The 11895-nt window shown below is 58.9% G+C and carries 6 protein-coding genes; 2 read left to right on the top strand and 4 right to left on the bottom strand.

What is annotated here, in order from left to right; genetic code table 11:
• Window positions 1-1380: hypothetical protein (locus CK230_RS29705; protein ID WP_210201500.1), on the bottom strand; the 1380-nt coding region annotated here is incomplete at its 3' end.
• A gap of 1186 nt (window positions 1381-2566) precedes the next feature.
• On the opposite strand from CK230_RS29705, the gene CK230_RS29710 reads away from it, so the two are divergent.
• Window positions 2567-3208, top strand: a complete 642-nt coding sequence (locus CK230_RS29710; protein ID WP_095820349.1) for a peroxiredoxin-like family protein — start codon at window positions 2567-2569, stop codon at window positions 3206-3208.
• Window positions 3209-5135: 1927 nt separating this feature from the next.
• Here CK230_RS29710 and CK230_RS29715 read toward each other — a convergent pair.
• Together CK230_RS29715 and CK230_RS29720 are read right to left on the bottom strand one after the other, a co-directional pair.
• The gene (locus CK230_RS29715; protein WP_245430095.1) at window positions 5136-5975 is read right to left on the bottom strand and encodes a response regulator transcription factor; all 840 of its coding nucleotides are present in this window, start codon (window positions 5973-5975) and stop codon (window positions 5136-5138) included.
• A 265-nt stretch (window positions 5976-6240) separates the two neighbouring features.
• Window positions 6241-6939 carry a Crp/Fnr family transcriptional regulator gene (locus CK230_RS29720; protein ID WP_245430096.1) on the bottom strand — a complete coding sequence of 233 codons (699 nt, stop codon included), beginning with the start codon at window positions 6937-6939 and terminating at the stop codon, window positions 6241-6243.
• A 525-nt stretch (window positions 6940-7464) separates the two neighbouring features.
• Between CK230_RS29720 and CK230_RS29725 the strand changes: the two genes are divergently transcribed.
• Window positions 7465-9366 carry a polysaccharide biosynthesis/export family protein gene (locus CK230_RS29725; protein ID WP_095820351.1) on the top strand — a complete coding sequence of 634 codons (1902 nt, stop codon included), beginning with the start codon at window positions 7465-7467 and terminating at the stop codon, window positions 9364-9366.
• Between the two features lie 1410 nt (window positions 9367-10776).
• Here CK230_RS29725 and CK230_RS29730 read toward each other — a convergent pair.
• Complete coding sequence (locus CK230_RS29730; protein ID WP_095820352.1) at window positions 10777-11883, bottom strand: acyltransferase; 1107 nt, start codon at window positions 11881-11883, stop codon at window positions 10777-10779.
• Between the last annotated feature and the right edge of the window lie 12 nt (window positions 11884-11895).

Genomic DNA, 11895 nt, shown 5'->3' on the forward strand with positions numbered 1-11895 from the left:
GGCCTGGACGCCCGCGGTCTCGTCATGCGCCACCGTGGGAGCGCCCTGGACGATACCCGCCGTCGGGCCGTCGTCCTCGATCACGATCTGCTGACCGACGAACGTCGAGGAGCCGCTGGTCGTCACGATGCCGAAGCCGCCGATATCGAAAGTGTTGTTGTCGTTGCCGGCAATGCCATCCACGTTGCTGATGTTTTCGATCAGCACGCGGTTGTGGTTTGCGCCCGTCGTCCACGACACTTTGTCGCCGGTGCTCAGGCCGGTGATGATCAAATCACCATTGGCGTCGATCGAGGCATCTGGAGTAAATTGCGTATTGCCTGTCTTGACGACGAAGTCGGTTAGCGAGAACGAGGTGATGGCGACGTGTGTGTCGCCGGTGAGCCCGTCAATGAAATTCACCCCCGGTTCCGAAGCCGTGTTGAAGGCCGTGATCTTGACGGTGACGGGTCCGACGCCCGGATTGGTCTGGTTGACGGTGAAGGACGCTCCAGTCGCGTTGACGACGTTCTGGAAGTCGATGTTGGCTTCGACATCGGCCTCGTTCTGGTCCAAATTCGGCACCAGGAAGTTCGTGTTTGTGCCGGTGACGTAGGTGATGAACGCGCCCTCGGTGGGGTTGATCGCGTTGCCGTTGACGCCGAACGAAGTGGTGCTGCCGGCCTGGCTGATATTGAGCACGTCCCCGGTCGTGATGTTCCCGCCCTGGGATTGATTCAACGGGTGGTGACCAACCACCACGATCTGGGTGGAGTTTGGATCACCGAAGGTCATGAACAGGTTGCTGCCGGAAGGCGCCCCGGCAAAGCCGAAATTAAGCGTCTCGGTCGCCGCGAGCTTGAGGGTGTTGCCAAGATTGACCGCATCATCCGGGTCGGTGCTGCTGCTGTGGAAAATCGGAACGTAGGTGACGACGTTGAAGGTCACCTGGTCGCTGGTCGCGTTGGCGTTGATCGAGTCCTGCTTGAAGATGACGAAGGCGATCGCGTCGGCACTGCCGTTGCCATCGCTGTCATATTTGCCGATTACGGTGTTGCTTCCATCTGCATAAAGCAGGATGTCCTTGCCCCCGACGGTATTGAGACCGCTGTCGTCGCCGTCGAGGGTGCCGCCACTGCCGTCGGTGAACGTGGTGCCAGCGAGTTGTGATCCGGCGGTGGCGTTGACAGTAACTGAGTTCGCCTTGGTCGCGACGCCAATGCTGGTCGGGAAAGCGTTGCTTAACCCGAGGGTCGTCTCGAGATAGGTTCGGAACGTTGCCGGCAGCGACGAATATGCAACATCGGTGTCGGTGAAGACATCGTCAATGTTGTCGCCTGTTTGCAACCCGTTGGTCTGGTCGTTGACGGCCTGAGCGTTCAGAATGAAGCTGATTGTCATTGCGATTCTCCCTGGTTTCAATGCGGCTGGCGCTGTAATCGGCCCAACGCCCGGCAACCGGCCGCACGGACGCACATCCGCCGGCCGGAGCCGGCGCTGCGCGCCATCGTTAAGAGGAAACTGGAGTTCTTGATTTACTCAGGGGGTAGAGGGTGTTGGGAGGCGCCGCCGCTGATCCTCCGCTCCTTGCCCCGTCAGGCAAGTCTAGGCGGATGCGTCCTATGCGCATCGGTGACCCACCAACGGCGGGCACCAAGGATCGACAATGAGGGCATACTCAACCCCGCCCCTCTACAACAGGCATTTGCTGCCTGTACGCCTCCCGCTCAACTTGAGCACGAAAACTTTACGCTTATTTGTGGAAATTTCAAATCGGACTATTGCCTTTTAACAAAAAGTGTGAACCAGGAAATGGTCCCTTCACGTGAGGGACTTTTGTCCTCCCTCCCGAACTATTTGAAATTTAACGGGAATACGATAGATCCCGCTAAAGGATTTGACTGTGACACCTGCGGCAGCGATGAAATAGGCCCATGAAGAAGACGATCGCCGTGGCACCTATGATGGATTGGACGGACAGGTAAGTAACATCAGATAGTTGCGCGAGACGGTGTGCAAAAATCGCACACGACAGTTCTGCTTCTCTTCCTTTTTCGTTCCGCGAAAGGGCCGCCGACAGCCCTATTCGGACGCTCTTTTGCCGACGAGATTGAGCGCTCTGTTCCGGATGTTCGCTGCGATATCCGCGCCCCCCTTTTGTCCGATCCGCCGCTCCAATTTTCCCGGGGTTTCTGGAAGCTTTTCGAACCTCTGCGCCTCGCCTCAAGCCGAATTGCGGATGCTTATGATAAGGCGAGCCACTATGGTCGGCGTTAGGATAGGACGAGAGGCATCCAGTATGGCGGCTGCTTTGCGCCGCATTACAGTCATTGGATGAGCCCTCCGGGGCGGTAACAGCCGCTTCCGGGCACGGCGGGTGAGGTCAGTCACCACATTTGGCGGCGACCCGCAGATGCTTTTTCGTGTTATGATAGGCTTGCAACGCGCGTAATCTCGACCTCAACAATATGGCAGAGGTCGAAAGCTATTGCCTTGGCACAGGAAGCTTTCGCGCCCAGCACTTGATCGCCTCCGAAACGCTGGGTGTGCTGCTTTCCCTGACTGACCCGGGGCGAGGAGGTTGTCCATGTCCACGAGTAATGTTGACCGCCCGCTGCAGCCGGGCGACCGGGCACCGAATGTTGTGCTCAATGCGATCTCGCGCGAAGGCAAGATCGCGCTCGACGATTTTCGAGGCCGTAGCCCGTTATTGATCGGTCTGTTTCGAGGCCTGCACTGTCCGTTCTGCCGGCGCCATGTCGCGGCGATGGCACGGCTCAAACCGGCCCTGCGCGAGCAGGGCGTCGAATGCCTGGCGGTGGTCAATACGCCCGTCGAGCGGGCGCGGCTCTATTTCCGTTATCATCCGGCTCCCGATCTTCTCGCGGCATCCGACCCGGAGCGGACTTCGCACCGTGCTTTCGGCTTGCGCGAGGTCGGGATGGATAAGGTCATGGCGATACGGATCCATCTCCCGGGCGAATTGCCCGAGCCTATGGACATCATGGCAATGGACGAGTTTCTCAACAAGAAAGAAGGATATGAGATTACGAAAGCCGATCAGCAGACGATTGCTTCCGACCAGGCGCAGCTTGTCGGTCAGTTCCTAATCGACCGGGGGGGCATCGTACGCTGGAACTTCACTGAAGTTCTGGAGGACGGCCTCAATACCTTCAGGGCGCCGAATCTCGAGGAATTGTTGTCAGCGGCTTCCCAAGTTGCAAATTAATAGGCTGCTGAAAACTCGCTCGACGACCAACGTCGTGTGGTGATTCTGTGGATTTAACCATCATCGAGATGCTCAGGCGCGGGAGGCTAAGGTCTGCCCGTGGGCTTAGTTGCGATTTCGATTCAACGGTCTGCGGACCGCCCCGACGCTAGAGTGAGCAAGCCGCAGAGGCGGGGCGACGTCCGCTCCTTGCCGCAATCACGTCGTTACAGACGCGCATACGGCAAGTTTCCACCCAACGTAGTCCTCCAACGGCTTCTTCCGCGTGCAGAGAGGTTAAAAGCACCGGTCGCCTCGATTGCGCCACTACTGGTCACATCGCTAGTGGACATGTCAGAGGCAGCTTTGCGCCTCAAACCCGTCATTCGCCTGGCCCGCTCGAAGCCCTGAAAGCTGCCGGTCAGGCAGTCGCCGCAAGAGCCTCTTTCGTCGTGGTTCGTCGCCGCGCGACGGGAAAGGGCGAGGGCAGAAACAGGTAACAAGCTCGAATTACGGAGCACTCGCACCATTGCGCGCCCGGCGGTGCGCGATCGTCATGGCGCGGCGCTAATCGTGTCGCACGTGGCGGAGTGGTTTAGACGCGAGCGGAGCGGCGGCCATTGGAATTGGATTCGTCCGCTCCGAGCCATCGGTCTGGACTGCGGACCTTATGCACGGATCCAATATCGAGACGTCGAAAGCTTGGTGAGCCTCGGATTGCGAGTTTGGCGCCGTCCCGAGCCGACAGGAGGCGAGCGGCTCCTTGCCATAGTACGCGAGGCAGGCTTTCCGGTCGCATCGGTCCGCGAGGACCCGCGAATTTCGTCCAGGCTGAAGAATTCGCAACTTGGTCATTCGCGGTTAGCCCGCCGCTGGTGTGCCCCCACACCTTGCGGCGAGCTAACGTGGCCGACGTCTTCTCGTGGTAGAATTTGCCTGAGCTGGCGCCGGCCAGGCGAACCGTGGTTCGCCACATATGCAAAATAGCTAAAGCACGAGCGACCGACATGGTGCGATCGCGTAAGCAGCATCGTGGCGCCAACCGTGAATGACGCTTGGCTGTGCCAGCCGCCGGTCTTCCGTCGGCGCAAGCTTGTTTCACCGGTGGGAACGGCTGGGACGATCCATGCTTCGGCGATCGCGGCGATCGCCGTCGAGCATTTGCGAACAACATCTTTAAGTTGGGCCAGATGGCCAAATGGGCCAAACTGGCGGGTTGTGCGGTTCGGAACTGCGGGCCGTCGCTATACCCTCGGCGAGTCAGCCCAAGAGATTCGCGCTCAACCTACGGTTCCAGGTGCCACCCGGGTATATCGTTCTACACCGTTTGGTGGACGCGATGCATCGGCAGCTAGTGTGTCTCCCCGTCAGGCCAGAAGGAGGGCAACCCCGGGAGGAAACTATGTCAGCGAAAGAAGGAGAGTATCGAACAAACAGAGCCGACTATCTGCTTGCCGCGAAGAAAGGTCGAGCGACCGCTCATGATGATCGGTGCTGGCAAGGGAGATGTGCCAAGAGACTGGCGCTTAGCTGCATTGGCTGCAAATCCGTGTAACAGCTTGCCGGAACCGAGGAAGCCAAACCGCCCGGTTCTGTAGCAAACATCCGTCAGGACGGGTTCTCCTCTGGCCGCTATCCTGCGACAGATATTCTTCCGGCCCGCGGCCAGCAGCGCAACGATGACCCGTCGTCGAACCCTCAGGTATGATGCGGCTCAAGCCATCCCGGGCCCGCTGTTCACGTGCGTATCTTGGCGCGGTGATGGGCCATCCCCCAACGGTTGGCTTGGAGCCGCCATGGTGTCCAAAGCACACGTTCTCGGACCATGAAAGCGCGGTCGGTTGATCGTCTATATCTTCGGGCGGAAGGTAGTCGGCTCTAATTCGGCCGCCGTCTGACACCTGATATTCCAGGTTGGCTGGTTGCCTACGAAACTTGGCGGCTGGGATCACTCTTTGCCCAGATTTCCCTCTGCAAAAAGGTCGTTGACCTTGTAAGCGACTTCGGTGCGATTGGTCGCGTTCAGTTTTTTCATGATGTTGCGGATATGAACCTTTACTGTGCTCTCGCGGAGGTTGAGTTCATAGGCTATGATCTTGTTGGCCTTGCCAAGTCGGAGCGCCTTGGCGACCTCGGCCTGCCTGAAGGTGAACAGATCAGTCAAAGGTCGCGTGTCGCGGCCGTATGAATTTATCAGATGCCGAATGGACAGGACGCTGCTCGCCGGGACGAAGAAACCTCCTGCTGCTGCAAGGTTGACCGCCTCGGCACAGGCATCGGTCCCCGCCGAAGTTGGAATATAGCCACGCGCTCCGCATTCGAGTGCCATCAATATCTGCGCAAGATCTTCGGTATCGGCCCGGATAACTAGAGGAACCGACTTGAATTCGGAAGCAATACGCTTAATCTCGACGGCGACACGATTATCGGTGATCTTCCGACTGCCGAGATTGAAGAGGATGGCCGCGAGGGAAGAGGCCGACTGCTTCTTGAGGCGCCATTCTTGGATCGTGCGCATGGCAACTACCGTGCTTCCGATTTCGTGGTCGAAGAGCGCTGCCGCCAAGCACTCGCGGTCTAGTGTCCTTTCGTCCAGGATGAGCAGGCATCCCTTCCTTTCTCTTTCGTGAAGAGCCCCCGACTTACGAGAGGTAGCGACTGATCGATTGGCTGGCGTGTTATGCAGTCGTCCCACGGACTTCATGAGCTTCCCAACGATTCCCGCGCGACCGGCTTTGCGGCGACCACATTTGGCCCGCTCATCATTGTCTTCGGGCTGCTCTTTCATTGCCCCTCTGGGAACAGCCCACACACCTTAGGGCCTTTATATAAGCAAGCGCTAACATAGATTAAGTTTGGTTCAATTTTGTCTCAAAGTGGGACAATGCCTTAACCGGCGGCGGCAGGCTAAGCGGGCGAGCCCGCCTCCAATCAGCCGTTCCGATGCCGGGGGGTAGGCACAACACGCGCCAGCGCTCTCGTCACTCCCCGCCGGCGACGGTTGATCGCCATCGTGCTGTCTCGCCGCGAGGAAACCTGCAATCTATGCCCCGCTACAAATCGTACCTAAGATACTCATCGTCGAATCCAGCCATTTTAACCAGCTTCTTGCGGTCGATGAGTTGCACCTTGCCGGCCTTGAAAGATAGCAGGTCGGCTCTGCGCAGTTCCCGCAGCGTACGATTGACATGCACGGCGGTCATTCCAAGGATGTCAGCCAGATCATGCTGGGTCAGGGGACAGGCGTATCGCCCCTGCGCCGACAAGCCGGCGATGGATAGTCTTTTCTCCAGTTCGAGAAGAAAATGAGCTGTGCGGGTTATCGCATTTCGCCGACCGATATTCACGATATGCTCAGCCATGATACCGTTCAAACGGGCCAGGAAGTAGGCAACCTCCTGCGCCAGTTCGCCTCCGGCAAAGACGGCCTCACTAAGTTCCTTCCTGGAAACATCAAACACTGCCAGGTCGGTTATGGCCGAGAGTGACTCAAAGCGGGGGCCTTCCGTGCGACGAAAACCGATAATTTCGCCCTGAAGGGGAGTGTCAACGATCTGACGTTCCCCGTTGAGCAGATCGCGATAAAGCAGGGCCCAACCCGATTTTATGAGGAAGATCCTATCATCGTCGTCGCCCTGGCGGCATACAACCGAATGGGCCTTGTATATTTTCGCTGAAAGACCAGAAAAGTTGTTTTTTCCCCAACCGTTTTCCAACACTGCCCGATCGGGATGCGACCGTATGAACTGCAAGAGAGTCTGCATAGTAAGCCAAGCTTTTCTGCACCCTTGGTACAACTAATGAGGGACCTTTTGGGTTCCTGCGTGAGTTCTTGGACGAAGTGCGCCCCAGTCCGTTCTCGGCTTTGGGCAGTTGGACGCCTTCCGAGACTTTGACCCATCACGCCTTTCTTTCAGAGACTTCGGTATCTCGCAGATCTTGCCTTAGACAGCGGTACCACAGGAGCTTGCTAGTGGCCGGCCGCGATGATGCCGGCGAGAATGGCGTCCCCACTCCGACCGGTTGTTTGAAGTGGAGAAAACGCTCCGGGGCGGCGCCGCAGGACGGCCAAGTGCAGGGCTTTGGCTTCCTCGATCGGTGTCGCAGCCACAAGCGGCAGTTATCGAGCGAGTTGTTCGTGGACTAGGGGGACAATGATCCAAAAGGAGTGCCCATAAAGGGCTCATTGTAGTGCTGGCGGTCAAGGGTCAAGGTGTCGTCTTGCTCCCTGCCCTATCAGTCTGGGACCGGGTGGCCACAAATGAAAGCCACACGCCATGGCCATCGATGCAAAACGCAATTCCGAATTTGTCGCTCCACACGCATCTGCCAGTGAGGGGCGGGGAGCGAACACGATCCTTCTTATCTTGGGGCTATGCGGGCTCGCTGTCCTCGTAGGCGCAGCGGTGAGGAACTGGGAGGCCGCCGGAGCCGTCTCCACAGCCCTGGAGCAGAGGACCCAGGCTGTGTTCGCAGCCGTGGAGCAGAAGACTGAAACTATCGCCGCAGCCTTGGTGCGGAAGGTCGAGGTCGGGTCTACGGTCGTAGCGCAGGAGGCGGAGGCTATTTCCGCAGCCGCGGCAAGGAAAGCCGAGCCTATCTTTGCAGCGATGGTGGCGAAGGTATTTGCCGTTATCGATAGCTGGCAAGAAAAATCGGCGCAACCCACAATCGAACCACCCCGCGCGGCCGGGCCGGAACCGAATGTATCGGCCGCAGCTTTGGTCGAACAGGGCGTCGTCTCCACCCCCATCACTATTGACGCCCCCCACCCAGCCACTTGCACCGTTCCTCCCGTCCTTGCCGTCCCGAGCACCCCCGCTGCCACCAATTGCAGTGCCGGGGACCTGCATGCGGCCAGAACGGTCCGAGATGTGCCGATCGGAAGGCCGTTTGCTGTCGGCGATCGTCTCAAGATTGTGTTCTACGAGCGGGTGGACGTCGAGGAAGACAAGTGGGGGCGTGCGTCCTCGGCGTCGGCTCTGCGCGGTATTCTGCAGCGTCCGGAACTAAGCGGAGAATATACCGTCCAGGAGGACGGCACGATTTCCTTGCCTTTGCTCGGCCCTATTCAGGTCAATGACCGGTCGACTGAACAGCTACGGGACGACCTGGCGGAAACTTTCCATCGATTGCTGGGTCGCAAGGGGTGGATCAACATCCTGGCTGTGGAGCGTTCCCCCATTTATGTGTTGGGACCGGTCAAGAATCCGGGATCGTTCAAATACATCCCCGGCATGACGGTCCTGCACGCTGTGGCGCTGGCGGGCGGACTCGACCTCGGCGCGACCGAGCCGTGGCAGAAGATCGAGGCCGTGCGTGAAACCCAGAAGCGGAGCGGGGCGATCGATGCGATGCTGAAATTGCTCGCGCGGGCGGCGGTGCTGAAGGCTGAACGCGACGGCACCGAGCCCAAAATTCCGGCGCGGTTGCTGAAACTGGTCGGCGCGACAGAGGCTGCCAGTCTCGTTCAAGAGCAGAGTGACCGACGGGAAGCCACTGCCAGCGCCCGCAGGAACCGCGAGCGCGCGATCCTGAGCGAATTGGAGGTGGCTAGGCAGGACATCGTCGGGTATGGGCACATGGAGTCGCTCGACGAACTCGTCAAGCTGCGCCAGAAACGCGTCAACGCCATGCGCTCGCTCGTGGATCACAATGTTCTCAGTCAGACAATGCTGGATCAAGTTCAAAGCGAGTTGTCCGACGCGGAACAGCGTCAGCGGGACGCCCTTAACCTGTATGCGACGGCCAAGCGACGGCTCGCCTCCCTGCAGTCTGAGGCATTGCGGATCCGGGCCGACATCCGGAACGATCTGGAGACTGAGATCGAGGCCAACGAGAACCAGATCGCGGCCAATGAGAGCGACTTGAAGGTCAGCGAAGGTGTGCTCGACACATTGCCCGTGGCACGGGCCGAGTTTGCGAGGGACCCGAACAAGGTAACCTACCAAATCGTGCGGCAATCGGCGGCCGGGCCCGTCAGCCTCATGTCCGTCGGGATGACCCTCCTGCGGCCGGGGGATCTGGTCAACATCATCGTCGACGGGAGCGAGCCAGGAGAGCAGGCCAGTCCGCCTGTCCCGACCTCGTCGGCGGCAGAGAGATCGCCGGCAGCGTGCGCCGTCAGCCAGATGGAGACTGGCTGCGTTCTGGCGGAGCGGGGGACCCGTTCAAAGTGATGCTCGGCAGGGGATTGGTCACCGCGGGATTGGTCTGGTCGATAAAGTCGTCGGGACGAAGTGGGAAGTGCGAAATCACGGCGAGCTTGATTGGGCCGCCGGCCGTGGCCAGAGTACCCCTTCTGCCCCCTTGCTCACGTCTCCGCCTATCATTTATCTTTTTTCCCGATGGCGAGAACAAGAACTCGGGTTTAAGCCGAGATGAATTGCGATTTCGAACGATTGGCAATGCGTCCTGACAAAGGCTCCGAGCGCGCTCTGCACCCTGTGCCGTGTTCGGCAAAATCACCAATGGCTTCCACACTCGATTGGGCGTCGACCTTTACGCCGATATCCGACATCGAAACCGATCGCCTGGCGCACTCAACGCCTCCTTTGTACGATCGATACCACGCAAAAATCAGCCCAACCCAACATGAGAACTGGAGCAGCGGTTCCGCCATATTTTAACATCTTTAGGTGGGGTGTCTCTCTTTTGATTAAGGGAGGTGTTTCCCCGCACGAGACGCGATGGCGCGTACTGGAAAGGCAGGGGCTCAGCCATGACGGATCGTTATACGAAGTTTGTCCTTACCGTAATCGCCGTGTGTTTGGCCGTGATTGCCGTTCGTGAAGTCGCATCGAGCGGCCAAGTTCATATCGCCGTCGATTGGGTGGACCCAACTGCGTTCCATGAGCCTATAAAAGTCAGGGTGCAGCAATAAACGACGGTCGCCCTGGCGAGCGAGGTCGAGGGCAGGGGGCCAGTCATCGTGATCCCCGCATCGGCGATTATCCCCGATACTAAAGTCGGCTGTCTCGATTTGGAATGAACCGACGGGATGTTGGTTATCCCTGCATGGTCGATCCTTCAGGGGTGTAGCAACAAGCCCGTATCGCTCACCCTCCTTAGCTGCAACGGGCTTTTCATTAGCGATCAATAACCTACGGCATTGCGGATGACCGATTGCGGGCGTATTCTTATGGTTGACCCTGTTACCCCCAACGCAGGGAGCATGGCCCGATCTGTTAAGCCCATCCCCACCCGCCCGACAGGCCGGGCTCCCCTACGCCGCATCGTCCTGCGCGCCCCCTAGCGAGTAAGCGAGCCAAATGCAGTTGGTGAAGTTCCTGCATGCTTTGGAAGCAGTCCGAGGAATTCAAGCGCATCTGCAGTAGGAGTGGTGCCGTTCTAATCGGGCTATGGGCTCCCGTTGCTGGGCGAGGTGCTGCCCAATCGGACATGCCCTCGATCCATGCGGATATCGTCGGCAAGCGTCATTAGGGGCAACGGCGGCGCGCTCCAGACGTTCCGCGAGCGCGATCCAGCCCCGCGATCACGGAATTGGCCTACCCCGTCGCATAGCTAACTTCAGGCCCCGAGCTGCGAGTTGCCAGTATGCATGCATAGCTAGCGGCTCCACGGCTATTCTACCCGACGCGGCTGGCGGCTTGCGAGGTTTTGTCGGGCGGCGGTACCCGAACGGCAATGGCGTCGCGTCCTTCCAGCACCCGCTCCTTCAGTTTGAGCAGCGGCGACTCCATCAGGAACCACGACACGGTCGCAACGCAAAGGCTCAGCACGATGGCGATCAGTGCTTGACCCCAAAGGGGAATGGTTCCCAACCGCTCGACCACTGCGCTCGACTGAAAAATCTTGAGGAAAAACACATGCGTCAGGTAGATGCCATAAGAGATCTTGCCGACGAAGCGAACGAACCTGAAGCCGCTGAACCATGCGAGCGTGCCTGGCAGCTCTGCATCGGCCTTCACCACTAGCCATGCGAAAAAAATTCCGACCGTTAGGTTGAAAGTGAGGTGACGCAGGACGCCGTTGCCTTCGACGTACCAAGCGAAGCACTGGAACGCGAGACACGTCAAGCCAGCCCACCACCAATAGGGACCGGCTCGGAGGCGGCGCCCTTCCTTCGATGCGGCATAGGACAGCGCACCGATCAGCACACCAACCCCGAGGATCTCAAATTTGCCGAAGATCGAGAGTTCGAAGGCAAACCGGTCGATCGGGGTGGTCAGAACCAATATACGCAGCAGGAACCCGGTGCAGACGAAGAATACCGCCACGCGCATGGCATTGCGGCCGGACAGTAGAACCAGCATCGGCAGCAACAGATAGAATTGCTCCTCCACAGCGAGGGACCAGAACACCAGGAGTGGGCCCCCGGTCGCGGCGAGGTAATTGCTTGTGTAGGTGAGATGCCAGAGAATAAAGTCGTGAACGTCGGGCAAGCCCAGCATGAACAGTATCAGCAGGGTCAGGTAGTAGGCCGGCATCAACCGAACCGCCCGGCCCATGTAGAACCGGCGGAGGACTTCGCCCGCAGGCGCTTGCTCAAATCTGAGCAGCAAGTTCCGCGTGATCAGAAAGCCGCTAAGGACGAAGAACAATTGGACCCCCAGCGCTCCCGCTCCGATGGGGAAATGCGCTCTCACCCACGGCCCGCCGAAGTGCTCGATACCAACAAGGCCGATCGCGATGGCCCGCAACCCATCCAGTTGCGGTCGATAACCTTGGACCATGACCAATATCCT

This window comes from Mesorhizobium sp. WSM3859 (assembly GCF_002295065.1).
Taxonomy (GTDB): domain Bacteria; phylum Pseudomonadota; class Alphaproteobacteria; order Rhizobiales; family Rhizobiaceae; genus Mesorhizobium.

Excerpts from the sequence above, each read along its gene's own strand:
- CK230_RS29710 (WP_095820349.1), top strand. The coding sequence starts at position 2,567 with ATGTCCACGAGTAATGTTGACCGCCCGCTGCAGCCGGGCGACCGGGCA.
- CK230_RS29715 (WP_245430095.1), bottom strand. The coding sequence starts at position 5,975 with ATGAAAGAGCAGCCCGAAGACAATGATGAGCGGGCCAAATGTGGTCGC.
- CK230_RS29725 (WP_095820351.1), top strand. The coding sequence starts at position 7,465 with ATGGCCATCGATGCAAAACGCAATTCCGAATTTGTCGCTCCACACGCA.
- CK230_RS29730 (WP_095820352.1), bottom strand. The coding sequence starts at position 11,883 with ATGGTCCAAGGTTATCGACCGCAACTGGATGGGTTGCGGGCCATCGCG.